General features: G+C 62.0%; 26 protein-coding genes. 17 read left to right on the forward strand and 9 right to left on the reverse strand.

The window, feature by feature from the left end; all coding sequences use genetic code 11:
• Positions 1-43 precede the first annotated feature (43 nt).
• On the reverse strand, positions 44-2590 hold the full coding sequence (locus V0U79_RS04375) for a TonB-dependent receptor (RefSeq protein ID WP_330198252.1): 2547 nt from the start codon (positions 2588-2590) through the stop codon (positions 44-46).
• Positions 2591-2764: 174 nt separating this feature from the next.
• On the opposite strand from V0U79_RS04375, the gene V0U79_RS04380 reads away from it, so the two are divergent.
• The 4 genes from V0U79_RS04380 to V0U79_RS04395 are packed head-to-tail and all read left to right on the forward strand — an operon-like array spanning position 2765 to position 7736.
• Positions 2765-3970, forward strand: a complete 1206-nt coding sequence (locus V0U79_RS04380) for a serine hydrolase domain-containing protein (RefSeq protein ID WP_330198253.1) — start codon at positions 2765-2767, stop codon at positions 3968-3970.
• 2 nt (positions 3971-3972) lie between these two features.
• Positions 3973-5577, forward strand: coding sequence for a GMC family oxidoreductase (locus tag V0U79_RS04385; RefSeq protein ID WP_330198254.1), 1605 nt, complete (start codon positions 3973-3975; stop codon positions 5575-5577).
• Positions 5578-5588: 11 nt separating this feature from the next.
• On the forward strand, positions 5589-6995 hold the full coding sequence (locus V0U79_RS04390; RefSeq protein WP_330198255.1) for an aldehyde dehydrogenase family protein: 1407 nt from the start codon (positions 5589-5591) through the stop codon (positions 6993-6995).
• Positions 6996-6998: 3 nt separating this feature from the next.
• On the forward strand, positions 6999-7736 hold the full coding sequence (locus V0U79_RS04395; protein WP_330198256.1) for an SDR family NAD(P)-dependent oxidoreductase: 738 nt from the start codon (positions 6999-7001) through the stop codon (positions 7734-7736).
• Here the strand turns inward: V0U79_RS04395 and V0U79_RS04400 are convergent.
• A complete protein-coding gene (locus V0U79_RS04400; RefSeq protein ID WP_330198257.1) occupies positions 7733-8398 on the reverse strand; it encodes a hypothetical protein in 666 nt (221 codons plus the stop codon). The genes V0U79_RS04395 and V0U79_RS04400 overlap by 4 nt on opposite strands.
• 111 nt (positions 8399-8509) lie before the next feature.
• Here V0U79_RS04400 and V0U79_RS04405 point away from each other — a divergent pair, with 111 nt between their 5' ends.
• The 5 genes from V0U79_RS04405 (at position 8510) to rpmE (ending at position 15005) form a co-directional block, all read left to right on the forward strand.
• Positions 8510-10816, forward strand: a complete 2307-nt coding sequence (locus V0U79_RS04405) for a penicillin acylase family protein (RefSeq protein WP_330198258.1) — start codon at positions 8510-8512, stop codon at positions 10814-10816.
• A 12-nt stretch (positions 10817-10828) separates the two neighbouring features.
• Positions 10829-12508: an alkaline phosphatase D family protein gene (locus V0U79_RS04410; RefSeq protein WP_330198259.1), complete on the forward strand. Its 1680-nt coding sequence runs from the start codon at positions 10829-10831 to the stop codon at positions 12506-12508.
• A 172-nt stretch (positions 12509-12680) separates the two neighbouring features.
• A complete protein-coding gene (locus V0U79_RS04415; protein WP_330198260.1) occupies positions 12681-13673 on the forward strand; it encodes a hypothetical protein in 993 nt (330 codons plus the stop codon).
• A gap of 3 nt (positions 13674-13676) precedes the next feature.
• A complete protein-coding gene (locus V0U79_RS04420; protein ID WP_330198261.1) occupies positions 13677-14690 on the forward strand; it encodes a peptidoglycan -binding protein in 1014 nt (337 codons plus the stop codon).
• A gap of 96 nt (positions 14691-14786) precedes the next feature.
• Entirely contained in the window at positions 14787-15005 is a 219-nt protein-coding gene (rpmE, locus tag V0U79_RS04425; protein WP_330198262.1) for a 50S ribosomal protein L31, read from the forward strand.
• Positions 15006-15077: 72 nt separating this feature from the next.
• Here rpmE and rcdA read toward each other — a convergent pair whose 3' ends face one another.
• Entirely contained in the window at positions 15078-15602 is a 525-nt protein-coding gene (gene rcdA, locus V0U79_RS04430; RefSeq protein ID WP_330198263.1) for a protease adaptor protein RcdA, read from the reverse strand.
• A gap of 54 nt (positions 15603-15656) precedes the next feature.
• Positions 15657-15851: a DUF1192 domain-containing protein gene (locus V0U79_RS04435; protein ID WP_330198264.1), complete on the reverse strand. Its 195-nt coding sequence runs from the start codon at positions 15849-15851 to the stop codon at positions 15657-15659.
• A gap of 75 nt (positions 15852-15926) precedes the next feature.
• Here V0U79_RS04435 and V0U79_RS04440 point away from each other — a divergent pair, with 75 nt between their 5' ends.
• Both V0U79_RS04440 and V0U79_RS04445 read left to right on the forward strand, forming a co-directional pair.
• A complete protein-coding gene (locus V0U79_RS04440; RefSeq protein WP_330198265.1) occupies positions 15927-16913 on the forward strand; it encodes an NAD(P)H-quinone oxidoreductase in 987 nt (328 codons plus the stop codon).
• Between the two features lie 148 nt (positions 16914-17061).
• Positions 17062-17742, forward strand: coding sequence for a DUF1013 domain-containing protein (locus tag V0U79_RS04445; RefSeq protein WP_330198266.1), 681 nt, complete (start codon positions 17062-17064; stop codon positions 17740-17742).
• Here the strand turns inward: V0U79_RS04445 and V0U79_RS04450 are convergent.
• The 3 genes from V0U79_RS04450 to V0U79_RS04460 form a co-directional block, all read right to left on the reverse strand.
• Positions 17718-18527 carry an SDR family NAD(P)-dependent oxidoreductase gene (locus V0U79_RS04450; protein WP_330198267.1) on the reverse strand — a complete coding sequence of 270 codons (810 nt, stop codon included), beginning with the start codon at positions 18525-18527 and terminating at the stop codon, positions 17718-17720. The genes V0U79_RS04445 and V0U79_RS04450 overlap by 25 nt on opposite strands.
• Before the next feature lie 14 nt (positions 18528-18541).
• Positions 18542-19408, reverse strand: a complete 867-nt coding sequence (locus V0U79_RS04455; RefSeq protein ID WP_330198268.1) for a tetratricopeptide repeat protein — start codon at positions 19406-19408, stop codon at positions 18542-18544.
• An 87-nt stretch (positions 19409-19495) separates the two neighbouring features.
• Positions 19496-19666, reverse strand: a complete 171-nt coding sequence (locus V0U79_RS04460) for a YdcH family protein (protein WP_330198269.1) — start codon at positions 19664-19666, stop codon at positions 19496-19498.
• A gap of 91 nt (positions 19667-19757) precedes the next feature.
• Between V0U79_RS04460 and V0U79_RS04465 the strand changes: the two genes are divergently transcribed.
• Genes V0U79_RS04465 through V0U79_RS04475 form a run of 3 tightly spaced genes read left to right on the forward strand, consistent with a single transcriptional unit; the run spans position 19758 to position 21096 of the window.
• Entirely contained in the window at positions 19758-20360 is a 603-nt protein-coding gene (locus tag V0U79_RS04465; RefSeq protein ID WP_330198270.1) for a UbiX family flavin prenyltransferase, read from the forward strand.
• Entirely contained in the window at positions 20357-20821 is a 465-nt protein-coding gene (locus V0U79_RS04470) for a TIGR02444 family protein (protein WP_330198271.1), read from the forward strand. Before V0U79_RS04465 ends, V0U79_RS04470 begins: the two co-directional genes overlap by 4 nt.
• Before the next feature lie 59 nt (positions 20822-20880).
• The gene (locus V0U79_RS04475; RefSeq protein ID WP_330198272.1) at positions 20881-21096 is read left to right on the forward strand and encodes a YdcH family protein; all 216 of its coding nucleotides are present in this window, start codon (positions 20881-20883) and stop codon (positions 21094-21096) included.
• A gap of 2 nt (positions 21097-21098) precedes the next feature.
• Here V0U79_RS04475 and V0U79_RS04480 read toward each other — a convergent pair whose 3' ends face one another.
• On the reverse strand, positions 21099-21836 hold the full coding sequence (locus V0U79_RS04480; RefSeq protein ID WP_330198273.1) for a GGDEF domain-containing protein: 738 nt from the start codon (positions 21834-21836) through the stop codon (positions 21099-21101).
• Between the two features lie 186 nt (positions 21837-22022).
• On the opposite strand from V0U79_RS04480, the gene purE reads away from it, so the two are divergent.
• Genes purE through prpE form a run of 3 tightly spaced genes read left to right on the forward strand, consistent with a single transcriptional unit; the run spans position 22023 to position 24388 of the window.
• Positions 22023-22481 carry a 5-(carboxyamino)imidazole ribonucleotide mutase gene (gene purE, locus V0U79_RS04485; protein WP_330198345.1) on the forward strand — a complete coding sequence of 153 codons (459 nt, stop codon included), beginning with the start codon at positions 22023-22025 and terminating at the stop codon, positions 22479-22481.
• Between the two features lie 6 nt (positions 22482-22487).
• Entirely contained in the window at positions 22488-23564 is a 1077-nt protein-coding gene (locus V0U79_RS04490) for a 5-(carboxyamino)imidazole ribonucleotide synthase (RefSeq protein WP_330198274.1), read from the forward strand.
• A 41-nt stretch (positions 23565-23605) separates the two neighbouring features.
• Positions 23606-24388 (forward strand): bis(5'-nucleosyl)-tetraphosphatase PrpE, encoded by a 783-nt coding sequence (gene prpE / locus V0U79_RS04495; RefSeq protein WP_330198275.1) that lies wholly within the window; start codon positions 23606-23608, stop codon positions 24386-24388.
• Here prpE and V0U79_RS04500 read toward each other — a convergent pair.
• Complete coding sequence (locus tag V0U79_RS04500; protein ID WP_330198276.1) at positions 24385-25041, reverse strand: COQ9 family protein; 657 nt, start codon at positions 25039-25041, stop codon at positions 24385-24387. The genes prpE and V0U79_RS04500 overlap by 4 nt on opposite strands.
• Positions 25042-25131: the final 90 nt, after the last annotated feature.

Below are 25131 nucleotides of genomic sequence, written 5' to 3' on the forward strand. Positions count from 1 at the left end.
AGGCAAGACCTCCGCCCTGATCCGTTTGTCGCAGGCCTGACGGTTAGCGGCGGGCGCGAACCGTGATGCCCCAGGTGCGCGGGTCACCCGGATAGCCGTTGATATTGCCCGGCAGGGTCGAGTTGAACGCACCCTGCAGGTATTCTTCATTGCCGAGGTTGCGACCCCAGACCTGAACTTCCCAGCTGCCGTCCTGCGCGGCCAGGCCGATGGAGCCATTCAGGAGGTTATAGCCTTCCTGGGTGAGCAGCGGGTCGAGGTCGACCGACAGGGCCCGGTCCGTGATGAAGTAGACTTCGCCGCGGACGAAGGCTTCCATCGAGCTGGTGATCGGACGCGTATAGAGCGCGGTGAAGTTACCGGTCAGCTCGGCGGCACCCGTGTCACGTCCCGACAGATCCTGCACCGGAACCAGCGCCGGCGAGGTGGCCGACGGACGGAAGGTACAATTGGACGTGTCCGAAACCGGGCAAGGACCGTTGGCGAAGCTGACATACTTGCTTTCCCACAGCCAGGTCACACCACCGGTGAAGGTGAGGTTTTCCGTCGGCTGGAACAGCGCTTCGATCTCGATACCACCGACCTGGATTTCGCCGGCATTGTCCGGAACGAAGGACGAGCCGGTGAACACGTTGGTCTGGAAGTCCTCGATGTTCTGGCGGAAGATCGCTGTGTTCAGGATCAGCTCATTGGTCTGAACCTTGATGCCGGCTTCCCAGGCCGTGACGGTTTCCGGATCAAACGAGAAGCTGCCTACGCGAGCCGCAGCCGAGTCGAGCGCATAACCGCCACCCTTGAAGCCCCGCGTGTACGAACCGTAGATGTTGACGTTGTCGTTGACATCATAGGCAACGATCAGCGCACCCGTCGTGGCCGAATCCGACCGCGAGTCGGTGAAATTCGGTGCCGGCGGGAAGAATTGCAGCGCGCCGAGACCCAGCAGCGAGTTGACATTCGGGTCAGCCGCAGCTGCCTGCGCCCCAGCAACAATGGCCGCAAAACCGGTCGGGTTAAGGGTCTGGACCAAAGCCACATTGCCCGGCGTGTATGGCAACCCCGTCGCCTGAGTGAAGGCAGCCGGGAAGATCAGTGCGTTGAAGCCGATTTGGACGAAATCGAGCGCCGCGAACGGGTCATCAATCAGGATGTCGCTGCGGGCGTCCTTCTCGTCATTGGTGTAGCGCAGACCACCGGTGATGGTCAGGCGGTCATTCACATGCCAGTCCAACTGACCGAACAGAGCGAACGTGTCGTTGTTCTGGTAGAAGGACGAGGACTGACCGGAACCGGCCGCCAGATACTGACCCGGCACACAGCCGCCGATGAAGGGGCCTTGCGGACCATTACACAGGGCCTCAACCAGGCCGACAGCGCTGCCCGGCGTGAACGGATTGCCATCCAGATCCGAGAACAGATCGGCGAACGGACGCAGCAGCGGACCCTGGCGGGTGATGTTCGTCGTGTTCAAATTCTGGTGGAAGAAATACGCACCGAACAGATAGTCGACCGTGCGGTCGCCCGTCGACGTCAGGCGGAATTCCTGGGTCGTCGTCTGGTAATCCTGGTCGAGGAAACGGCGCTGGTTGAACGGCTGGTCAACCCAGTCCGGGTCGATGTCCTGCTCTTCGTCATAAGCGCGATAGGCAGTGATGGACGTGAAGGTCGCACCATCAAACTCCCAGTTCATTTCGGCCGACAGGCCACCCGTGTCGACGATCGAGCGGACGCTGCCATCGATGGCGATCTGACCGGAGAACGGGTTCACCGGCAGCTGGGTCACACCCAGAATGGCGAAGGCCCCGGCATTGGTTGGCGACACGCGCGTAAACGGCGCGGCGCAGCAATTTTCGTCGATGAAGCCCTGGTCAGCAATCAGGCGCAGGGAGAAACGGTCACCCGGCTCCCAAAGCAGCTGACCACGCCAACCCCAGCGGTCACGCTCGTTCACATCCCGGCCGTCGGTCACATTGGTGATGAAGCCGTCACGCGAATTGTAGTTCAGATCGAGGCGGCCGGAGACCGTATCGCCCAGAGGGCCGGTGATCATGCCGCGAACGGTTTGCTGGTTGAACCGGCCAACCGTGAATTCCACTTCCGAACCCCACTCGTCAGCAGGTTGTTCGGTGATGAAGCTGATCACACCGGCAGAGGTGTTCTTGCCGAACAGGGTCGACTGCGGACCGCGCAGGACCTCGACGCGCTGAACGCCCAGGAAGTCGTTGATCGAGGCGCCGTTCCGCGAGCGGTACACACCATCGACGAAGACACCGACCGAAGGCTCGATACCCCAGTTGAAGGTCGAGGACCCGATCGAGCGGATCGCAAAGGACGTGTTCGACGAGGAGGCGTCCGTGTTCACCCGGAGCGACGGTACCAGCGTCTGCAAATCGCGCACATCGCGCAGCTGCGACTGTTCCAGCACATCACCCTGGACCGCGGTCACGGCGACCGGCGTATCCTGCAGCGTCGCTTCACGGCGCTGGGCAGTAACGGTGATGGTGTCTACCTGAGAATAAACCGGCGCTGCGGCGATCACGGCAAAGGCCAGGGCGGACGAACCCATGGCAAGTTTACGGAACGACTTCTGCATTTTAATCCCCCTGGATCACCGCGTTTGACTTGCGGCGTGAGCTATTATTGCGCCTACTAGACCAAACTTCGGCTCTCTTGTCAGTAGCGAACAAGCAACAGGCGAGCACCGGAATGATAAAACGCGCCCCGGTCGTATTCACGATTTGGGTTAACAGGGGGGAAATCCGGCACCATGTTCCTGAGAATTCTGGGCGGCTTCTTGCTGCTGATCGTCACGCTCGCCCTCATCGCGGCGGGCTGGTTCTACCGCCCCTGGTCGGATTATTCGCCCGCCCGCGTGGCCGAGGCCTTCAACCCGGCCAATATCTTCAGTGTGTCGCTGGGCATGTCGGATTACTTCCCTTACGCCGATGTCGAAACCTCCAACCCGCAACCCCTCCCGCGCGAACTGGCGCCTCTGTCAGTCAGCTATGAATACAATGGCGAGACCCGCACGCTGGAACAATATCTGGAGGAATCGAACGCGCTGGGCCTCGTCGTCATCCATAACGGCGTGGTGGTCCACGAGCGCTATTCGAACGGCGCCGACGAAACCAGCCGGCCGACCTCCTGGTCGGTGGCCAAGAGCTTTGTCGCCACCCTGATTGCCATGGCCCTGCATGAAGGCCGCATCGACAACCTCGATCAGCTCGCCCAGGAATTCGCCCCGCAATATGAAGGCTCGGCTTTCGGCGAAACCTCGCTGCGCCACCTTCTGATGATGTCGACCGGGATCGATTTCGTCGAGGATTACAGCGACCCGGACTCCGATGTCGGCGTTCTGTTTGCCGATCCCTTCATCTGGGGCAGCGATATCGACCATTCCCTTTTGCAGTTCGAGCGCACCCTCGAGGCCGGAACCGAGCTTGCTTACATCTCCTCGGCAACCCATGTGCTCTCGGCCGTGTTGCGCGGTGTTTATGACCAGCCGCTGCACGAGATTGTCGAAGAGCATATCTGGCAGCCCCTGGGCATGGAAAGCGATGCCTATTGGAACCAGAATGTGCCCGGCGAAGACGGCATGGCGCTGGGTTATTGCTGCCTGAATGCACGCACCGTCGATTTTGCCCGCCTCGGCCTGCTCTATCTGGCCGATGGCGAGTGGAATGGCGAACGCCTGCTGCCGGAAGGCTGGGTCGATATGGCGACGCACGCCAATGCGCCCTTCCAGGAGCCCGGCCTGGTCTATTCGCTGCGCGGCTATGGCCTGCACTTCTGGTTCCCGGAAACCGATCGCGACGAGTTTTTCGCCGCCGGCATTTACGGCCAGTATGTCTGGGTGGACCCGTCCCGGAACCTTGTCATCGCGCGCAATGCAGCCGACCCTGAATGGGGACCAAGAACCGGTGAAAGCTTTGCTGTCTTCCGTGCAATCGCTGCCGAAGTGGCCGGAGAGTGACCATGGCCGATTTCGCGACCGAATACGATTACATCATTGTCGGCGCCGGCTCTGCCGGCTGTGTTGTCGCCGAACAGCTGACCCGCGACCGCGACGTCACCGTCTGCATTCTCGAGGCCGGCAAGAGTGACAATCACCCGAATATCCGCACGCCCATGCTGCTGAAGGAAGTCGTCTCCGGCGGGCCCTTCAACTGGTCGTATGAAACCGAACCGCAGGCGCGCCTCAACAACCGCCGCATGTTCTGGCCCCGCGGCAAGACGCTGGGCGGCTCCTCCTCGATCAACGCCATGCACTATATGCGCGGCGCGAAGGAGAATTTCGACGAATGGGGCGAGATCGCCGGTGACAGGAGCTGGTCCTGGGCCGATGCGCTGGACCGCTTCAGGCGCCAGGAAAACAATAACCGCTTCGACGGCGCCCTGCATGGCACGGACGGGCCACTGCACGTCCAGTCCATCCCCAAGCTGAACCCGTTGACCAAACTTTTCCTGCAGGCCGGCAGCGAGCTGCAATATCCCGAAAACGATGATTTCAACGGCGAGAAACAATACGGCTTTGGTCCCTACCAGGTGACCATGAACGGACCCCGCCGCTGGAGCGCGGCCGATGCTTTCCTGCGTCCGGCCATGGAACGCGGCAATCTGACGGTCATCACCGAGGCGCTGGGCCACAAGGTCCGGCTGGAAAGCGGCAAAGCCACAGGCGTGGTCGCGGCCATCAAGGGCGAGATCACCGAACTGACCGCCCGCAAGGAAGTCATTCTCTCGGGCGGGGCGATCAATTCGCCGCAATTGCTGCAACTCTCGGGCATTGGCGATCCGGACTGGCTGAAAGCCGCCGGAGTCACGCCGCAGATTGACCTGCCGGGTGTCGGCCGCAATCTCATGGACCATCTCGATGTCGCCGCCGTGGCCACCGTCAACACGACGGAAGCCATCGGCATGTCGCTGCAGCGCTTCCCGAAGAACATGTATGACGTCTTGCGCTGGATGATCCGCGGGGATGGTGATTTCACCATCAACCCGGTGCAGGGCGGCGCCTTCATTTCCTCGTCCGTGGCAGGGGATATTCCCGACCTGCAACTGGTCTTCATCCCCGGCTATTCGATCAATCACGGCAAGGACACCAAGATGGGCCATGGCATGACACTTCATGTCTGCCATCTCTATCCGGAAAGCCGCGGCGAGATCCGGATCAGGAGCAATGATCCGGCGGAATATCCGGCCATCGACCCGAATTATCTGGCCAGCGATTTCGATCTCACCGCCCTGACCGACGGTTATGAGAAAGTGATCGAAATCCTGCGCGCACCGGCCTTCCGCGACGAGTTCGTGGAATGGGTCTATCCCGAGAAATCCGGCAGCCGCGCTGACCTGGTCGAGGATATCCGCCAACGCGCAGAAACGCTTTACCACCCGACCTCGACCTGCATCATGGCCGAGGGTGAGCTGGGTGTGGTCGATCCGCAATGCCGCGTGCGCGGTGTCAGCGGGCTGCGCGTGGTCGACGCCTCGGCCATGCCGCGCCTTGTTGGCGGCAATACCAATGCGCCCACCATGATGCTGGCCGATAAGGCCGGCGAGATGATCCGCGAAAGCGCCTGAGGGAGACTGATATGAGCGATCTTGATTCCAAGCAGATCGAACGGATGAGTGCCGTATTTCAGGCCCAGAAAGCGGCCTTCGAGGGCGAACGGCACCGCGCCTACAAGGACAGGATCCGCGACATTGATGCGATTGCCGCGCTCACCGTCAAACATGCCGAAGCCATCAAGGACGCCGCGGCATCGGATTTCGGCGTCCGCTCGCGCTGCGAGACCCAGTTGTCGGAGATCGCCTACATGGCCTCGGCGGCAAAGCATACGCGCCGCCATCTCAACAGCTGGATGCAGAAAAAAAAGGTCGCCGTGCCCGGCAATCTGAAACCCGGCAATGCCTATATCCGCCGCGAACCCAAGGGCGTTGTCGGTATCATCTCACCCTGGAATTACCCCTTCCAGCTGGCCTTTTCGCCCATCCTGGCCGCACTGGCCGCTGGGTGCCGCGTCATGCTGAAACCGTCCGAATTCACGCCGGCCATGTCGGATCTGATGAAGTCCATGCTGGCCGAGGAGTTCGACGAAAACCACGTCGCCGTCATTCTCGGTGGCCCGGCCGTTGGCGAGGCCTTCACCAAGCTGCCCTATGACCATCTTTTCTATACCGGCTCGACCCATGTTGGCCGGATCGTTTCAAAAGCTGCAGCCGAAAACCTGACGCCCGTCACACTGGAACTGGGCGGAAAGTCCCCGGTCATCATGGCCGATGATTTCCCCGCCGAGAAAGCCGGCGAGACGCTGGCCTTCGGCAAATTCCTGAATGCCGGTCAGACCTGCATCGCCCCGGACTATGTGCTGACCCCGAAGGGCAAGTCGCGCACCGTTGCCGAGAGCACCATCGCCCGCGTCCAGAAAGCCTATCCGGACTGGGCCACCGACGAGGACTACACCGCGGTCGTGTCCGACAAGCATTATGAGCGTCTCAATTCCATGATCGAGGAAGCCCGCTCGGCCGGCGCCGAAATCCTGCAAGCCGAGGGCAGCGATCCCGGCAATGCCCGCAAGATCGCCCCGACCGTCGTGCTCAATCCGCCGGAGGATTCCCGCCTGATGCAGGAAGAGATCTTCGGCCCGGTCCTGCCCATCCTCGAGCATGACGGGCTGGACGACGCCATGAAGCGGGTGAACGCCAAGGACCGGCCGCTGGCGCTCTATGTCTATGCCAAGAGCAAGAAGACGGCGCGCTCCGTGCTGGAAGGCACGATCTCCGGCGGCGCCGTGGTGAACAACACCATGCTGCACTATTCGGTCGAGGATCTGCCCTTTGGGGGTGTCGGCGCATCCGGCAGCGGTGCCTATCACGGAGAATACGGTTTCGAGACCTTCACCCATGCCCGCAGCGTGTTCGAAACTCCCGTCTGGCACCCCTCTCGCCTGATCCAGCCGCCCTATGGCAAGATTTTCGACATGATCACGAAGACCTAGGCCATGCTCGAAGGAAAAACCGTACTGGTCACCGGCGCCTCGCGCGGCGTCGGCAAGGAAACCGCCCGCGCCTGTGCGAAAGCCGGAGCGAAGGTCATCATCCATTTCAACGTCAATCAGGACGAGGCAATCGCCCTGGCCAAGGATATCGGCGCTCTCGGCTGTGCAGCCGCCGACCTGTCAAAGCCGGGCGCGGCTGACCGGCTGTGGCTGCAGGCCAAGACAATGGCGGATGGAAAGATCGACGCGCTGGTCAACAATGCCGGCATTTATCGCGCCACGCCGCTGCATGACGCGCAGGCCTGGAAGCAGGGATGGGCCGACCAGTTCCAGGTCAATGTGCTGGCCCCGTGCGAGCTGATGCGCAATGCCATCAATGACTGGGGCGCATCTGGCGGATCGATCGTCAATATCGCCTCGCGCGCCGCCTATCGCGGCGATGGACCCGACCATGCCGGCTATGCCGCCTCCAAGGGCGCGCTGGTGGCAGCAGCGAAGACTTTCGCCCGCGCCAACGCCCACAGGAATGTCCTGATCTACACGCTGACGCCCGGCTGGATCGAGACCGACATGGCACCCGCTCGCGTCGAAGCGCGCGCCGCTGCCGTCGCCGAAATCCCGCTGGGCCGTGTCGCCCAGCCGCAGGAAATCGCCGCCATGGCCACCTTCCTCCTGTCCGGACAGTGCGGATCAGCCACCGGTTCTGTGATCGACATCAATGGCGCCAGCTACGTGCGCTAGTCTTCTGCCTGGTCTGCGTCCGCCGGCTCTTCGCCGGGGGTCTCCGTAATCGTGCATTGCCCGTAACGGATTTCCAGCCAGCTGCCCGTCCCTTCACGGATGGGCTCAATCAGATAGGCGTGACCGGTCAGCCCGTCGGACAAGAGCTGATAGCTCTCCTGCTCCCAGGGCTCGTGGAACACGAATGTGTGGTGCTCGATCTCCATCGGTGAGTTCTGCACATATTCATCCGTGATCGGGTCTCCATAGGTGTGTCCGGACGACACGGTGTGAGACAGCAGAAAGCCTTCGAACGGAAACACGTTGACCCGCGCCGCCAAATCCTCGGCCTGTTCACGGGTCACACCCCGTTCCATCAGCCATTCCACGCGTTCCGGGCGCAGATGCGGGGGCCGCTGGCGATGTTCTTCCCAGCGCGCTTCCATGGAGACGGTGTTCAGCACCAGGTTCCGGATCGGCACCCGCTCATCCGGGAGCTCATTTTCACAGCCCTGAACGATCTCGGTATCGATAACCTCGTGAAGGACGTGCGAACAGGTCGAGATCAGGCCGGTCTCCGCCTCGGTTTCCGCCTGACCAAACTCGCATTCCCAGATATCCGCCAGTGCCGGAGCACTTATCAGGGCGGCCATCGAAGCCGCGAAAAGTGTTCTTGAGATCACGTCGCTCTCCCATCCTGCCTGTGAAGACTATTCCCGACTCCCCATCTCCGCAAAGCCTGCTAGTTTTGCGGTGAACCGTGTTCACTGGTTTGCGTTCAAGGGGGAGATGTCATGGGCTGGGTGATCCGCGGTCTGGCCGCGATTCTGGGTTTGGTGATCCTGTTGGTCGCCGGTGCGACAGGCTTTGTCTATTACCGGTTTTCATCCTCCATGCCGCGCACCGAGGGGACAGTCGAGGTCGCCGGACTATCGGCCGACGTCCAGATCATCCGCGATGAATACGGCGTGCCGCACATATTCGGCGAGACCGACGAGGACATCTATTTCGGCATTGGTTACGCCCATGCGCAGGACCGTCTCTTCCAGATGGATCTGATGCGCCGCTATGTGCATGGCGAGCTCGCCGACCTTCTCGGCCATCTCAATCCGGCCACCGCCCGCGCCGATGCGCGCTCCCGCAATCGCGGCTATCATCTCGTGGCTGACGCTGCCGTCGAGAATGCCGGCCCGGAAATCCGCCGCGCCATGGAAGCCTATGCGCGCGGCGTGAATGCGCGGATGGCAGAGGGTCATTATCCGCCAGAATATCTCTTCCTTCAGACCAGTCCCGAACCCTGGGAGCTGGAAGACAGCGCCGCCGTTGTCGTCTACATGGCCGACAGCCTCGCCGCCGGTGAATATGCAGAAGTGGCCAACCGCGAGCTGGCCAACCTCCTCTCGCCGGAGCAATACGCGCAATTCCTGCCGGGCTATCCGGACTGGGCACCGACCATGCTGCAGGAAGAGGATTTCCCGCCGCTGGAAGAGCCGGCACCGCCCACCACCGAAGCCCAGCCGGACTATGACGATGGATCGAACGCCTGGGTCCTGTCGGGCGAGCACACCGCCTCAGGCCAACCTCTGCTGGCCAATGATCCGCACCTGGCGCTCGGCGCACCGGGCATCTGGTATTTTGCCCGCCTGCATTTGCCGCAGGGCGCAGTTGTCGGAGCCACCATTGCCGGCTCTCCGCTGGTGGTTCTGGGCCGCAACCAGGTTTCCGCCTGGGGCTTTACCAATACCGGTTTTGACGTGATCGACATGGTGCCCTATTCGCCCGGAACCATGGCCACAGTCGAGCGCACGGAGACCATCGAGGTGCGCGGTGGTGACGATCTGGTACTGACCTTCCGGGACGCCGAGGACGGGCCCGTTCTTGATCCCGACTATTTCGATCTGGATGTGTTTGGCGAGCAGGATGTCGTGCTGGTCTCGACCGCGCTCAATCGCCAGAACCGCGTCGCCGATGTCTCTCTGCGCCTGATGCTGTCACAGAATTTCGAGGAATTCGTCGAGGCCGGACGCGGCTTCACCGCGCCGATGCAGAACATGCATTATGCCAATGTCGACGGCACGATCGGCTATACCACGCCGGGCCTTCTGCCGATCCGCGACGAATACGGCAACTGGACAGGCTTTGTGCCTTACGAGGAATTGCCGCGGGTCGAAAACCCGGTCTCCGGCCGGATCGCCTCGGGCAATAACCGGATCACGCCGGACAATTACCCCTATGACACGCCGGGCACCTATGCCGCCTACCGCGCCGAGCGGATCGACCAGCGCCTCAACGCGCTCGACGTCCACACACCGGAAAGCTTCCACGACATCCAGATGGATCACGTCTCGGCGCTGATCACCCGTATCCTTCCGGCCTTGCAGGCCGCAGAGCCGCAGACCGATCTGGGCCGGCGCGCCCTTGTCCTGATCCAGAACTGGGATGGCGATATGGACGCGCTGCGCGCCGAACCTCTGATCTATGCGCTCTGGTATCGCGACATTGCCGAAGCCATCTATGGCGATGATCTGGGTGATGAGTTCGAACGTCATCTCTCCGACCGCCGCGTTTTCACCGAGAATGTCCTGATCGGCGGCAAAGACGATTGGTGCGATGACATCAATACGGACACGGTGGAAACCTGCCCACAGCAGCTGGGCAGCGCGCTGGATGCGGCCATGATCCGCGGCGTTGAGCGCTTCGGTCCGGACATCGACAACTGGACCTGGGGCTCGGCCCACCAGGCCGTCTTTGATCATCCGGTCTTCACCGGCTCCGGCCTGCCTCTGCTGGATGACTGGTATACGGTCCGCCAGCCGATTGGCGGCGATGGCTCGACGGTCAATGTAGCGGTCTATTCGGTCCGCGCCGGCAGTTTCGATGTCTTCCACGGCCCGTCGCTGCGCGCCGTCTATGACCTCGCGGATCTGGAAAGCTCGCGCTTCATGCATGCACCGGGACAATCCGGCCATCCCTGGTCGGACCATTATCGCGACCTCGCGCCCCTATGGGCCGCAGGCGAGAGCTTCGAGATGCGCACGGATTGGGGCCCGGAGGATGCACCGGAAGGCGTCCGTGTCCTGACCCTCACACCGGCCAATTAGGAGAGACGCTCCATGGCGATGAAGATCACACGCCGCGGCGCCCTGTTTGGTGCGTCCGGTCTCGCCTTTGCAGCCGCCGCCTGTTCCAGCGGCCCCCGTCGTCCGGAACCGGAACCGCAGACCGGCCCCTTCCGGCATGGCGTGGCATCAGGCGAACCGGACCAGACCAGTGTTGTTCTGTGGACGGCCATTACCGATGATTCCGGCGGCGAATACGTCTTCCAGGTCGCCGAGGATGAAGCGTTTGAACGGATCGTGTTCGAGGAACGCGAGACCCGCAATTACGTCACCACCAATGCCATCTCCACCTTCAAGACCATCGCCACCGGGCTTCAGCCGGGCACGCGCTATTTCTACCGCATGGTGTTCAACGGCATTGCCTCGCCCGTCGGGCGGACCGGCACCCTGCCCGCCGGCCCGGTCGAGCGGTTCAACATGGCGGTGTGTTCCTGTTCGAACTATCCCGCCGGCTATTTCAATGCCTATCGCGAACTGGCCAATACGCCGGATCTCGATCTCGTCCTGCACCTCGGTGATTACATCTATGAATACCCGGCCGACGGCTATGCCTCCGAGGACGCCGAGCGTCTCGGGCGGGTTGTCGATCCGGTCACCGAACTTCTGACCTATGGCGATTATGCGCGCCGCCATGCGCTCTATAAAACGGATCAGGATCTGCAGGCCGCCCACGCCGCCGCGCCCTGGTTTATCGCCCGTGACGACCATGAGGTCGCAAACGATGCCTGGGCCACCGGCGCGGAGAACCATAATGAGGGCGAAGGCGAATGGAGCGACCGGGTCAGCGATGCGCTGCGGGCATTCCATGACTGGAACCCGACGCGCGAACCCGACGATCTGATTGGCGGGCTGCGCGTTGTCGAGATCGGTGATCTGGCGACGCTGGCGCTCACGGAAAGCCGCTTGCTCGCTCGCGATGAGCCGCTGGATTTCTCGACCTTCCCAGTGGATGGCGATGCTGATCCGGACGATCCCGCCAATCGCGAGGCGGTGGCGGAATGGCTACGCACCGAAGTCGGCGCCGAAGACCGGCAGCTGCTCGGCGCAGACCAGATCGCGGAGATCGCCAGCGCCTTTGCCGCTTCGGACAAGCCCTGGCAATTGCTGGGCGGTCAGGTCGTGATGGGCAAGGTTATCGCCCCGGACATGATCGAGGCTCTGCCCGGCTGGCTGAAATTCATCGTCGAGCGCCGCGATGCGCTGGCCTGGGGCTATCTCCAGCGCTCGCAATACGAAATTCCCTACAATCTCGACGCCTGGGACGGCTATAACGCGGAACGCGAGCGCCTCTACGCTGCTGTTCGCGCCACCGGCCAACAGATGATCACCTTCGCCGGGGACAGTCACAATTTCTGGGCCAACCAGCTCATTGATGATGACGGCCGCCGGGTCGGCTTCGAGTTCGGCACAACCTCGATTTCCTCGCCCTCGCCCTTCGAACGCATTCCGGCGCCCGGCATTTCCTTCTCGCGCATCCTCGAAGAGGCCAATGAGGGCGTCATCCGCCACAATGACCGCGACAAGGGCTTTACCCGGATCACCCTGACGCCCGATGCCATGGATGTGGACTTCGTCACCGTCTCCACCATCAAGCAGCGCGGCTACACCGCCGGTTCCGACAGCCGCTGGCGGGTCACCAGAGGCGAAAACGGGCTGGAAATCGATACCGCCTGACCCCGGAAAGCCTGAATCGATTCAAGCGCCTGAATCGATTCAGAATTTTCGATTCGGAATGAGATTCCGATTCCGGTTTCCGGCGGCTGCACGCTTGGCACTGGCCGCCCTTAAATCGTCATGATAGGCAGGCATTGAGCTTCTCGGGCCATGGGACAGGAAGGATTTCGGCATGCCGACACGTTTCGAGGAAACCGGCGGAGACATTCCCACCGTCCGCTTTACCGGTCCGGGCCGCTACCTGTTCTGGATGACGGTTTTCCTGGCCGCCGTGTTCGCCATCGCCATCCTGCTGGTCGTCCCCCTCGAAACCGCCTTCATGGCCAATGTCGCGATTAATGGCCTGATCATTGGCGTGCTGTTTGTCGGCATCCTCTACACCTATCTGCAGGCGCTTTCGATCGGTCCGGCCGCCCGCTGGCTGATCCGCTTCCGCACCAGCGAGGATCCATCCGGCCTGCCCTCACCGCCCAGCATGATCGCGCCCATGGCCTCGATGATCGGTGATGCCGGCATGCGCGCGCGGATTTCGACGGGCTCTGTCCGCACCGTTCTGGATTCGGTCGGCGCCCGCATGGCGGAATCCGGCGCCTTTACCCGGTACTTCGGCAGGTTATTGATTTTCTTGGGACTTCTGGGAACTTTCTGGGGTCTGCTGCAGGTCGTTTCCGAGGTCGGCGAAGCCGTACGCGCCGTCACCGCAAGCTCGAGCGGCGGCGAAGCTGATGTCTTGCGCCTCATGGCCGCCATCGAAAACCCGATCCAGGGCATGGGAACCGCCTTTGCCTCCTCGCTCTTCGGTCTCGCCGGATCACTGGTGATCGGCTTCCTCGATCTGCAGGCCAGTCGCGCCCAGAACCGCTTCTACAACGAGATCGAGGAATGGCTGTCCTCCATCTCCCGCGTGGCCGCAGCCGGCCCGTCCACCACGGCCGATGGCGATATGTCACCGGCCTATGTCGGCGCGCTGCTGGAACAGACGGCGGAAACCCTCGACCGCTTGTCACACACGCTGGAAAAACACACGCGCGATCTCGATTCGACGCTGCGCCGTGTCGCCGAGGAAGGCGCTTCGGGACAGCAGGAGGCCGCCCGCGCCCTGCGCGAGGAAATCCGCGTCCTGGTCCGCGCCATCGAAGCGCAGAACCGCAACCGGGGCGGCTAGACCATGTCGATCGCCCCGCGGCTATCGCGTTTTGCTGAACAGGATTCCGGCGATCACTGGCCGGGATTCGTTGATGCGCTGGCGACACTGCTTCTGGTCATCGTCTTTCTTCTGTCGATTTTCGTGGCGGGCCAGTTCGCCCTCAGCCGCGCCCTGACCGGCCGCGATGAGCAATTGGCCGCCCTGAACCAGCAGCTTGCCACCCTGACCGACGAGCTGGCCCTGGCCGAAGGCGAGAACCAGCGCCTGGAAGAGGAAATGGTCACGCTGCGTGCCACCCTGTCAGACGTGCAGAATGAGCGTGATCAGCTTTCCGACCAGCTGGTCATCGTGATGGGCCAGATGGAAGATGTTCAGTCCCGCCTGCTGCTGGAAGAGGAAGTCACTGGCCAGCAGCTCGACCAGATCACCGCGCTGAACCTGCAAATGCAGGCCCTGCGTGACCAGATCGCCGAGCTCAGCGGCCTTCTGGATGCCGCCGAGGCGCGCGAGGAAGAACTCGAAAGCCAGATCTACAATCTCGGTGAACGCCTCAATGCCGCTCTCGCCAGCCGGGCCGCCGAACTGGCGCGCTATCGTTCCGACTTCTTCGGCCGCCTGCGGGAAATTCTGGGCAACCGGTCCGGTGTCAGCGTCGTTGGCGACCGCTTTGTCTTTGAAACCGATGTGCTTTTTGCCTCCGGTTCGGCGGCGCTGTCGAATGACGGCCGGGAAAGCCTGCGTCCCATTGCGGCCGCCATCGTCCAGCTGACGCAGGAAATTCCCGACGATATCGACTGGATCATCCGCATTGACGGGCACACCGACCCTCGCCCGATCCGCACCACCTATCCGTCCAACTGGCACCTTTCTGCGGCCCGGGCCATCTCTGTGGTCAACTGGTTCGAGGATCTCGGCGTACCCTCCAACCGTCTGGTCGCGGCCGGTTTCGGAGAGTTCCAGCCGATCGCCGAAGGCAGCACGGAAGAGGCCTATGCCCGCAACCGCCGCATCGAGCTGAAACTGACGAGCCGCTAGGCACAAAGCGGCTTGCCCTTTGCAAACCGCTCGGTTATAAGCCGCGGCTCATTTGGCGGGGATGCCCGCGAGACGCCTGAATTGCCGGAGCGCACAATGCAAAAAGACATTCACCCGGACTATCACTTCATCACCGTGAAGATGAATGATGGCACGACGTTCCAGACGCGTTCCACCTATGGCAAGGAAGGCGATACGCTGACCCTGGATATCGATCCGACGACGCACCCGGCCTGGACCGGCGGCAACCAGCAGCTGATGGATCGCGGCGGCCGCGTGTCCCGCTTCAAGGACAAGTTCAAGGGCTTCGCCTGATCCTTACCGGATATCGGAAACCAGAAAAGCCGCGGTTCGCCGCGGCTTTTTCTTTTGTCTTGTCATTGAAGATTACTGGCCGAACGCGTCCATGAGGCGATTGAGCTGGTCGCCGACAGGGCTGCCGCTTTCCGAGGCCCCCGCCCCGTCAAACAGCGACTCATCAATCCGCTTCAGCCGCGCATAAAGCTGCCGGGACCGGCCGGCCAGATCGGCCAGCACGCCAGGCGCGATATCGCCATCAGCCGGCCACAGCTCTTCGGGATCATCATCGGCCGGAAGCCGGTATTGCCCGTTGACCAGCTGATCGGGGGACAAATCACCTTCGGCAACCTGGCGCTGTGCCAGCAGCCATGACGCGGCCTGCATCAGGCGCGTCGTCAGCTTCATGCTTTCCGCGGCATAGGCCAGCGCTCCGGCGCGCCCCATCGCCTTGGCGTCTTCCCGGCCGGGGCCATCGAGATAGGAAGCGGTCTCCTCGACCATGTCCATGCCATCGCGGAACAGGCGGGCGAAATGCTCGCTGCCGGCAAATTCTGAGACACGGCCTGCAGGCGTGCCGGAATTGAACGCTGTATCGGTCACACTCTCACTCATCACTCGCCTTTACGTCGCTGACCGGAACTGTGCAAGCGCCGGGCCAAGACCGGCCTAGCCTTTCTTGAAAAACGATTCGGCTGCTGCGCGTCCGGATTGCTTGGAATTGATCATGGTTTCAATACGCGCAATCTCGCCCGTCAGCGCCGCCTTGCGCTCTTCCAGTGCTTCGATCGAGAATTCGGAAAGATCCTCACCCGGAATGATGGCATCCGTGTTCGCCTTGGTGGGCAGATCATCCTCGAACATGGCAGCCTCCTCCCCTTGCGGGCAGCGAGACTAGCGCTCACCATGGTGTTTGTCGCCCCCCTGGAGAGAATTTCCATGCCTTTGCCGCAAACCCATCGCATTGCAATCGTTAAGGAACCTGGCGGGCCGGAGGCTATCTCCATCGTCGAACGGGATTTACCGCCGCTCGCCGGCGACGAAGTGCTGATCCGGACCGCCGCCTGCGGCGTCAACAAGCCGGACACGTTCGAGCGCATGGGTTTCTATCCGCCACCGCCGGGTGCGCCGGAAGGTCTGGGTCTCGAGGCCGCAGGCACTGTCGAGGCTGTCGGCACCGCCGTGCGCCGCTTCAAACCCGGAGACCGCGTCTGCGCCCTGGTCACGGGTGGCGGTTATTCCGATTTTGTCATCGCGAGGGCCGGTTCGACCCTGCCCGTGCCGGACGATGTCGATCTGCAGGCGGCGGCCGGCCTGCCGGAAACCGTCTTCACAGTGTGGGCCAATGTCTTCGAAGCGGGCGCCCTCAAGCCCGGCGAAACCCTGCTGGTCCAGGGCGGTGCCGGCGGGATCGGGACGACCGCCATCCAGATGGGCAAGGCTGCCGGAGCAAAGGTCATCGCCACCGCCGGTTCGGCAGAAAAGTGCGCCCTGTGCACACAGCTCGGCGCGGACCGGGCGGTGAATTACCGCGAGGAGGACTTTGCCGAAACCGTCCGCGCCGAAGGCGGCGCCGATGTGATTCTCGACATGGTCGGTGGTCCCTATGTCCAGAAACATATCGATATCGCCAATCATCGTGGCCGGATCGTCCAGATCGCCTTCCTCCAGGGCTCACGCGTGGAGGTCGATCTGATGCGCCTGATGCTGAAGCAGTTGACCCTTACCGGTTCCACCCTGCGGGCCCGTCCCGATGCCGAGAAGGCGCGGCTTGCCGCAGCCATTGAGGAAACCGTCTGGCCCTGGCTGACGGACGGACGTCTCAGGCCGGAAGTGCATCAGACCTTTCGTCTGGACGAGGCCGCAAAAGCCCATGCGCTGATCGATTCAGGTGCGCATTCCGGCAAGCTCCTGCTGATCCCCTGAAGCTGGTCCCTTTTCAGTTGCATCCGGTCACGCTATAGAACGCACAAAGCGCTGGATGGAGTATCGATCCGGCGTCGGAAGCCCAAACGACCCGGCATCCGTGCCGGGTTTTTCTATGGCCGCAGCAAAAGCGCCTGGAGTTGATGACATGACCGAAATTCTGATGCCGAAAGCCACCGCCGTCTGGCTGGTCGATAACACGGCTTTGACCTTCGAGCAGATTGCCGATTTCTGTGGTCTGCACCGTCTGGAAGTGAAGGGTATCGCCGATGGCGATGTGGCCGCCGGTGTGCGCGGTGCCGACCCGGTTTCCAATGGTCAGCTGACCCGCGAGGAAATCGCAAAGGCCGAAGAAGATTCCGATTACCGCATGACCGCGATCAAGTCGCGCTATGACGATCTTCACCAGCCGCGCAAGAAGCGGGGCCCGCGCTACACGCCGCTGTCACGCCGCCAGTCGCGTCCGGATGCCATTGCCTGGCTGGTCCGCAATCACCCGGAACTGACCGATGCGCAGATCTCCAAGCTGATCGGCACGACAAAGACGACGATCCAGGCTGTCCGCGACCGGACTCACTGGAACTCGTCCAATATCAAGCCGACGGATCCGGTGACGCTGGGCCTGACCACGCAGATTGATCTCGATGAACAGGTCCGCAAGGCGTCGTCACGCCGCGAAAAGATGGAAAAGGAACGCGCCGAGGCCGGCGAACCCGCCATCGCGCCGCAACCGGAAACCGTCGAGACCGAACCGGCAACCAGCCTGGACGACATCAATCTGGAAACGCTGTTTGGTGGGTCCAGTCAGGATGATGACGACGACAAATAGTTGAGCGCCAGCCGGCCACCGTCGGCATAGATGCACTCACCCGTAATATAGCTGGCATCCCTGGAGGCCAGGAAGGCTACGACCCCGGCGACCTCGTCGGGGTCGCCTATTTTTCCGACCGGCGTTCGCGACAGGACACGTGACATCGCCTTCCGGTCATCCATCACCGCCTTGAGCACATCGGTATTGATACTGCCGGGCCCGACCGCGTTCACGCGGATACCGCGCGCCGCCAGGGCCAGGGCCATGGACTTGGTCATCTGGTTCAGCGCTCCCTTGGTGGCGCAATAGGCCAGCTGGTCGGGAATCGCGACGACGGCATTGATCGAGGACATGTTGATGATGGCATAGCGCCGGCGGCAATCGTCGGGACGCTCGTCATCCTCGTCGATCTGCTCGGCCATCTGACGGGCAGCGGCGCGCGCCACCAGAAACGCTCCGCGAAGATTGATCGAGATAACCCGGTCGAAATCCTCTGCCTCAAGGTCAAGAATGTCGCCCTTGGCAACAATACCGGCATTATTGACCAGCACATCGAGCCGGCCGAAGGCCGAACGCGTCTCGGCCAGCAGATTGGCAACCGACAGCTTGTCAGCCACATCGCAATCAACGAAGAGCGCCTTTTCCTTGTCGGCGCCCAGCTCGTCGGCCAATGCGCGGCCAGCTTCCTTGTCGCGATCGGCGATCACAACCTTGAACCCGTCTTCCGCGAAACGCCGGGCGCAGGCCTTGCCGATACCATTGGCGCCGCCCGTGACAATCGCTACACGATCCGAATTGGCCATGACCTGTCCCCCGCTTACTCGTCACCCGGATGGGTACGACGGTAATCATTCTCGACGGTTTCGGAATCCGGAAACAGCTCATACGCCCGCGCATATAGCTCGCGGGCTTCTTCCATCCGGCCCACACCTTCCAGCGCCGATGCCCGGGAGTGAATGATAGCGCCATTATCGGGCTCGGCTTCGACGGCCTGATCGCACAATGGAAGTGCCGTCTCGAACTGCTGGTCCACGACGAGCGCCCAGCACAGGGCATTCAGGGCAAAACCGCTCTCCGGGTTCAACTCGACAGCGCGCCTGGCATGATCAATGGCCTGGTCATTCATACCGAGCTCGAGAAGCGCCCCTGACAGATTCACCCAGCCGCCCGGCCATTCCGGTTCAATTCGCGTGACCGCGTCGAATGCGGCCACGGCCTCAGCCTCACGGCCGAGATAGGAATAAACGCCGCCCAGATTCAGCTGGGTCGTAATATCGTCGGGCAGGTCCAGCGCCGCAGCTTCGAGGTCCTCGAGTGCGCCCTCCAGCTGGCCGACATACCGGCGCGCAATGCCGCGATTGCGCCGGACGTAAGGATTGTCGAATTCCACGCCCTGTGTGTCGGCAATCGCATAGGCCAGATTGAATTCCTGGAGCGCCTCTTCAAACCGGTCGACATAGAGGTAAGCGCCGCCCAGCCGGGTATGGATGATGGCTTCCTGTTCCGGATCGAGTTCCGCGGAATTGAGGCAGGCCTCGAAAGCCTCGATGGCCGCCTCGGAATTACCTTCGGTCAGGGAATCCTCGCCGGTCTGGCAAGGATCGCCGGCAACGGTTTCAGGCTCGTTCGGCGTACAGGCCGTAACAGCGGCCATCAGACATATCGCGATTATGGCGCGGATCATTCGAAACTCCGGATCATTTCTACCCGATCATGCAAGCAGGGCGGCCTTTCGCAAGGCCGCCCTACCGTAATTTCCATCAATTTGCCGTCAGTGACTTCGTCGAAGCGTCTCTATCTGCTCCTTAAGTCGCAGCTTTTCCTTCTTGAGAGAAGCAATCTGAAGCGTATCTGATCCGGGGCGCTTGCATTCGGCTTCAATCCTGTTGTCGAGTTCGTGGTGCCGAGCGTCCAGTTCACGGATGTGCGCTTCAATCGTCATAAGTCGCCTCCTTGCGTTAAATACGACGGGAAACAAGAGTGAAGCACTGAAGTCGGGAAGAGTCACTTCACATTTGGTATCGAGGATAAAAATGGCTGAACGGCCGCGGATAATTGTCGGAATTTCAGGTGCTTCGGGCGTCATCTACGGAATACGCGCGCTTGCTGCCCTGCGCGAGCTGGGTGTGGAAACCCATCTCGTCGCATCGAAAGCCGCCGAAATGACGCTGGGATTCGAAACCCGGGTGACCCCCGCAGAGCTCAAGGCGATGGCCGATTACGCCTACAAACCCTCCGACATTGCCGCATCGATTGCTTCGGGATCATTCCGCACATTGGGTATGTTGATTGCACCCTGTTCGGTACGGTCGATGTCGGAAATCGCGACCGGCGTCACAAGCGGGCTCATCGCCCGGGCCGCAGATGTCGTCCTCAAGGAACGCCGCCGCCTGGTCATGATGGTCCGCGAGACGCCCTTCCATCTGGGCCATCTGCGTACGATGACACAGCTGACCGAGATGGGGGCCGTCATCCATCCGCCTCTGCCCGCCTTCTACACCAATCCGGAAACCCTCGAGGATATTGTCGACCAGTCGGTTGGCCGCGCGCTGGACCTGTTCGGGCTGAACTGGAAACCGACGAAACGCTGGGGCGAGGATCTGATCGGTGGCAGGCGTCCGGCCTCGAATTCATGAGCCACGCCTTCTGGGACTGGTCGCTGGAGGTCTACGACCAGCCGGCCATGCGGGAAGCCTGCCTGTCCTTGCAAGACACCCATGGCCTGAACGTGAACATCTGCCTCTGGTGTGCCTGGCTGGCGCAAGAGGGGCGCGACCCGCGGGGCCTCCTTCCGGACGCCATTGAACGCCTTGAACCCTGGTCAGCGGACATCACCAGAGCCATCCGGAAGGTCCGCCGCCAACTCAAGGATGCCGGCGGGAATCCCCAGCTCTACAAGGCCATACTGGCATGCGAGCTCGATGCCGAACATATCGAACAGGATCTGTTGTTCGAATTGTCTGAAACCGCCCCACCCGCCGGTGACGCGGAAAGTCTGGCAGCGGCGGCACTGGGAGACTATGCGCGCCTGGCGGGCGTGAACGCGGATTTTACCGAATTTCTCGAATCCGTTTTCCTTGGCGTCAAAAAAGTGTAAGAAACCGGCCTCCCGGCGAGCGGGAGGCGATTCCCGTTAATCGAAAAACCTGCCAGGTCATGAGCGAAGACGAATTCCTCGAACAGTCCACTATTCGGGCCAAGATTGACGAACTCAAGTTCCGCCACCGGTCACTCGATTCAGAAGTGCTGGCGCTGCAGGAGATGGGCGTGGCTGATCAGCTGAAAGTCGCGCGCCTCAAGAAGGAGAAACTTCTCCTGAAGGACCGGATCGCCTCGCTGGAAGACCGGCTCACGCCCGACATCATTGCCTGAGACTAGCCCGTCGCAGACGCCTTGATCTGCTGCTTGCGCGCATACATGGCCGCATCGGCCTGCGCCATGGCGGAATCGACCGGTACGCCTGCCTCGATCGGGTGAACCCCCCAGGCGGAATTGATGTAGAGCTCGTTGCCATCATGCGAGAAGGCCGTTTGCCGGATCATCTCGGCCAGCTCACCGGCCTTGGCTTCGGCCTGGCTGACCGTGGTCAGCGTCAGAACCACGCCAAACTCGTCTCCGCCCAGCCGGCCGACCGAATCGGTCTCGCGCAGATTAGCGGTCAGTGTCGTGGCCACATGGTGGAGAGCGGCATCGCCCGCCGCATGGCCGAAATCATCATTGATCTGCTTGAAGCCGTTGAGGTCGAAATAGACTAGAGCCGACGGCGCGCCATGCCGCTCGGCCAGCGCCTGCGCCCGAGAGACCTCGCGGACAAAGGCCCGGCGGTTCAGCACCGGCAACAAAACATCATGATCGGCCAGTGATTCCAGTTCACGCACACGATTGCGCAGGCGTTCGGTATCCTTGCGCAGCTGATCCACCTCGCCCATCAGCGTCAGCAGAGCGCGTTGGACATTGGGTGTCAGCTCGTTTTCCGGCACGCCCATGATCTGCGCGGCATCGCGCGGAGCCTGCGCGGCGCTGGCCGCGCTGGCGGCCGATCCTGAGGACGCCTTGCTGGCGTCTCCGGTCGAGCGAAGCTTGTTGAGCGCATCAAAGGGGCGAATTCTCATGAGCCCGGTCCTGGTCAGATGGTTCCGGATTCCAGCTTCGCCTTGCGCAGTTAAGAAAGAGTCAAGGTTAACAAGGCCGCACTCCGCTTTTCCTTGACCTGAAGCCGCAGACCAGTATGTTCCCGCGCTTCCTGCGAGCCGAGGAGGCTTAACGTGAGCGCCACAGCGCCCCGCATTGCCATCATCATGGGGTCCCGGTCGGACTGGCCGACGATGAAGGCGGCTGCCGACATTCTCGATACACTTGGTGCCGATTACGAGACCCGAGTCGTCTCGGCTCACCGCACGCCTGACCGCATGGCGGACTTTGCAAAATCCGCAAAAGACCGCGGCGTTCAGGTCATCATTGCAGGAGCGGGCGGCGCTGCGCATCTGCCGGGCATGGTCGCCTCGATGACGACTCTGCCGGTGCTGGGCGTGCCGGTTGAATCCAAAGCGCTGAAGGGCATGGACAGCCTGTTATCCATCGTTCAGATGCCCGGTGGCGTTCCCGTCGGCACGCTGGCGATCGGGGAGCCGGGCGCCAGGAATGCCGGCCTGATGGCGGCGTCCATTGTCGCCCTGTCCGATATCACCCTCGCGGCGCGTCTGGCAGAGTGGCGCAAGGCCCAGAGCGATTCCGTTCCTGAAACCGTGGAAGACTGACCGCCCATGACCCAGCCGCTTGCGCCCGGTTCTGTTATCGGCATTCTTGGGGGTGGTCAGCTGGGACGGATGCTGGCCACGGCTGCCGCAGAACTGGGCTTTGATGCCCACATCTTCGATCCCGAATCCGATTGTCCTGCCGGCCGCGCCGCCGCCCGCGTCTGGTCGGCGCCCTGGGATGATGACGGTGCCATCCAGGCCTTTGCCGGCAAGTGCGATGTCATCACTTTCGAATGGGAAAATGTGCCCGCCTCGGCCATCGACGCCGCCGAGAGCCGCGCCCCTGTCCGTCCGGGCCGCAAATCCCTCGAACTGACGCAGGACCGTCTGGTCGAGAAAAGCTTCATCCGCGAAGCCGGCTGCCAAACCGTCGATTTCGCCGAGGTGAATTCTCTGGCGGATCTAGAGAACGCCGTGGCCCGCATCGGCCGCCCCTCCATCCTGAAGACCCGGCGTTTCGGATATGACGGCAAGGGCCAGGCTGTCGTGAAAGCCGGGTCGGGCCTTGCAGAAGCGTGGGCATCCATTGGCGGACAGCCCGCCATCCTTGAAGCCTTCGCACCTTTCCAGCGCGAATTGTCCGTGGTCGCCGCTCGCACCGTCAATGGCGACCTGAAAACCTTCCCGCTGGCCGAAAACCAACATTCCGGCGGCATCCTGCGTGTATCCACCGCCCCGGCACAAGCCTCGGCCGGACTGGAGGCGGATGCGCTGAAGATCGCCGAAGCCATCGGCAACGGGCTTGAGCATGTCGGTGTTTTCGCGGTCGAACTGTTTGATGTCGGCGGCCAGCTGATCGTCAACGAGATCGCACCGCGGGTTCACAATAGCGGTCACTGGACCATGGATGCCTGCGCCTGTGGCCAGTTCGAACAACATATCCGCGCTGTCGCCGGCTGGCCGCTCGGCAACACCGCACCGCATTCGGCCTGTGAAATGACCAATCTCATCGGCGAGGATGTGTCCCCCTGGCTGGACCTCGCCAGCGAGCCGGATGTCTGCCTGCATCTTTATGGCAAGCGCGACACCCGGCCTGGCCGGAAAATGGGACATATCAACCGGCTTTTCCCGCTGGAGCGCTGATCTTCACTTGATCTCGCGCTTGGCCCCTTTATGGGAAAAGCATGATTCATGACGAGCCGCTTGTCTGGCAGAAAGAGGACGGCCCCTTCGACATTATCGGGGACGTGCATGGCTGCATGCGCGAGCTCGAAAAACTGCTCGAAAAGCTCGGCTACGAGGTCCGGACCCGCGGGCCGCGCGGCAAGCGCTCAGCCGAAATTTCCCACCCGGAAGGGCGGCGGATCATCTTCGTCGGCGATCTGGTCGATCGCGGCCCCCATTCGATGGATGTCCTGCGTCTGGCCATGAAGGCCGAGAAGGACGGAATATCCCGCTGCGTGGTCGGCAATCATGACGACAAATTCCTGCGCTGGCTGAAAGGCCGCGACGTTCAGGTCGGCGCCAGTCTGAAGACGACAATCGTCGAATCGAAATCGGAAAAGCCCAAATTCCTCGAAAAGGTCCGCAAATATCTCGACGGCCTGCCCAGCCATCTGGTGCTCGCCGGCGGCCGTCTGATCGTCGCCCATGCCGGCCTGCCCGAGCGCTATCACGGCATCGAGAACCGTACCTCGCGGGCGCTGGCCATGTATGGCGAGACAACGGGTCAGACGGATGATCTGGGCTTTCCCATCCGCCTCGACTGGGCGCGCAATTATCGCGGCGCAGCGACCGTGGTGCACGGCCATGTCGCCGACCGCAAGGTCAGGACCAAGAACAATGTCTGGAGCCTCGATACCGGCTGCGTCTACGGCGGCAAGCTGACCGCTCTGCGCTGGCCGGAAATGGAACTGGTTCAGGTCAAGGCCAAGCGCGACTGGTTTCCCAATCCGCGCTGGAACTAGGCGCGCCGCCGCGGATAGCGCAGCCCGGCGAGGATTTGCGCCGGATCCGGCAGATCGGCCGTCATCTTCCGCCAGCCCGCCTTGGCCTTCTCGAACTCCATCACATTCTGGATACGCCGGTCGAGGAAGGCCCTGGCCTTCGCCTTGTCCGGGTTTTCATCATTCAGCCAGGCCGACAGGCTGGAGACATAGACGCCCGACAGAATCGCCCGCTTCGAATACCAGTTGAAATCGGTCGAGGGATCGTTCAGCGACCGCCAGATCAGATCCGAGGTCTGCCAGATCAGTTCCGCGCCCAGCGTTCCGGCATCATGCAACATCAGCCGCGCCCGCGCTCTACGGGCCGCTTCCTCGTGCCGTCCGATGGCTTCCAGCCGCGCCTGCACGCCCAGCGTGACCCGGTCGCGGATCTTCATGGATTTGAGGTCGGCGGCTTCCAGACGCGCCACCATCGCTGCATCCATGCGCGAAGACCAGTGAGACAACAGGTCCAGAACGCCTAGTGGCGCAGCAATCTGCGCCGCTTCCGGGGTGATCCTGGCGGCTGAAACAGCTCGCCGGAAAACATCATCCGACCAGCCATCGAAGGCCGCCAGCGGCAGCGCGGCATCAAGAATCCGGTCGAGTTCGGAAGGTTCGGTTTGACGGGCCATGATGCGTATCTAGAACATCGTGCTGAAAACGTCGATGCGCATTGCGTCACAGGCGTTCAAGAGGTGTGGACAGGCCGCTCTGGCTCTGCT

The sequence above is a fragment of the Hyphobacterium lacteum genome, assembly GCF_036330345.1.
GTDB classification, from domain to species: domain Bacteria; phylum Pseudomonadota; class Alphaproteobacteria; order Caulobacterales; family Maricaulaceae; genus Hyphobacterium; species Hyphobacterium lacteum.

What these genes read in the sequence shown, in the direction of transcription:
- purE (WP_330198345.1), top strand. Translation starts at nt 22,023, where the DNA reads ATGGGGTCCCGGTCGGACTGGCCGACGATGAAGGCGGCTGCCGACATT.
- V0U79_RS04420 (WP_330198261.1), top strand. Translation starts at nt 13,677, where the DNA reads ATGTCGATCGCCCCGCGGCTATCGCGTTTTGCTGAACAGGATTCCGGC.
- V0U79_RS04395 (WP_330198256.1), top strand. Translation starts at nt 6,999, where the DNA reads ATGCTCGAAGGAAAAACCGTACTGGTCACCGGCGCCTCGCGCGGCGTC.
- V0U79_RS04490 (WP_330198274.1), top strand. Translation starts at nt 22,488, where the DNA reads ATGACCCAGCCGCTTGCGCCCGGTTCTGTTATCGGCATTCTTGGGGGT.
- V0U79_RS04405 (WP_330198258.1), top strand. Translation starts at nt 8,510, where the DNA reads ATGGGCTGGGTGATCCGCGGTCTGGCCGCGATTCTGGGTTTGGTGATC.
- rcdA (WP_330198263.1), bottom strand. Translation starts at nt 15,602, where the DNA reads ATGAGTGAGAGTGTGACCGATACAGCGTTCAATTCCGGCACGCCTGCA.
- V0U79_RS04455 (WP_330198268.1), bottom strand. Translation starts at nt 19,408, where the DNA reads ATGATCCGCGCCATAATCGCGATATGTCTGATGGCCGCTGTTACGGCC.
- V0U79_RS04410 (WP_330198259.1), top strand. Translation starts at nt 10,829, where the DNA reads ATGGCGATGAAGATCACACGCCGCGGCGCCCTGTTTGGTGCGTCCGGT.
- V0U79_RS04450 (WP_330198267.1), bottom strand. Translation starts at nt 18,527, where the DNA reads ATGGCCAATTCGGATCGTGTAGCGATTGTCACGGGCGGCGCCAATGGT.
- V0U79_RS04435 (WP_330198264.1), bottom strand. Translation starts at nt 15,851, where the DNA reads ATGTTCGAGGATGATCTGCCCACCAAGGCGAACACGGATGCCATCATT.
- V0U79_RS04385 (WP_330198254.1), top strand. Translation starts at nt 3,973, where the DNA reads ATGGCCGATTTCGCGACCGAATACGATTACATCATTGTCGGCGCCGGC.
- V0U79_RS04480 (WP_330198273.1), bottom strand. Translation starts at nt 21,836, where the DNA reads ATGAGAATTCGCCCCTTTGATGCGCTCAACAAGCTTCGCTCGACCGGA.
- V0U79_RS04380 (WP_330198253.1), top strand. Translation starts at nt 2,765, where the DNA reads ATGTTCCTGAGAATTCTGGGCGGCTTCTTGCTGCTGATCGTCACGCTC.
- prpE (WP_330198275.1), top strand. Translation starts at nt 23,606, where the DNA reads ATGATTCATGACGAGCCGCTTGTCTGGCAGAAAGAGGACGGCCCCTTC.
- V0U79_RS04460 (WP_330198269.1), bottom strand. Translation starts at nt 19,666, where the DNA reads ATGACGATTGAAGCGCACATCCGTGAACTGGACGCTCGGCACCACGAA.
- V0U79_RS04470 (WP_330198271.1), top strand. Translation starts at nt 20,357, where the DNA reads ATGAGCCACGCCTTCTGGGACTGGTCGCTGGAGGTCTACGACCAGCCG.
- V0U79_RS04465 (WP_330198270.1), top strand. Translation starts at nt 19,758, where the DNA reads ATGGCTGAACGGCCGCGGATAATTGTCGGAATTTCAGGTGCTTCGGGC.
- V0U79_RS04445 (WP_330198266.1), top strand. Translation starts at nt 17,062, where the DNA reads ATGACCGAAATTCTGATGCCGAAAGCCACCGCCGTCTGGCTGGTCGAT.
- V0U79_RS04475 (WP_330198272.1), top strand. Translation starts at nt 20,881, where the DNA reads ATGAGCGAAGACGAATTCCTCGAACAGTCCACTATTCGGGCCAAGATT.
- V0U79_RS04415 (WP_330198260.1), top strand. Translation starts at nt 12,681, where the DNA reads ATGCCGACACGTTTCGAGGAAACCGGCGGAGACATTCCCACCGTCCGC.
- V0U79_RS04375 (WP_330198252.1), bottom strand. Translation starts at nt 2,590, where the DNA reads ATGCAGAAGTCGTTCCGTAAACTTGCCATGGGTTCGTCCGCCCTGGCC.
- rpmE (WP_330198262.1), top strand. Translation starts at nt 14,787, where the DNA reads ATGCAAAAAGACATTCACCCGGACTATCACTTCATCACCGTGAAGATG.
- V0U79_RS04500 (WP_330198276.1), bottom strand. Translation starts at nt 25,041, where the DNA reads ATGGCCCGTCAAACCGAACCTTCCGAACTCGACCGGATTCTTGATGCC.
- V0U79_RS04440 (WP_330198265.1), top strand. Translation starts at nt 15,927, where the DNA reads ATGCCTTTGCCGCAAACCCATCGCATTGCAATCGTTAAGGAACCTGGC.
- V0U79_RS04390 (WP_330198255.1), top strand. Translation starts at nt 5,589, where the DNA reads ATGAGCGATCTTGATTCCAAGCAGATCGAACGGATGAGTGCCGTATTT.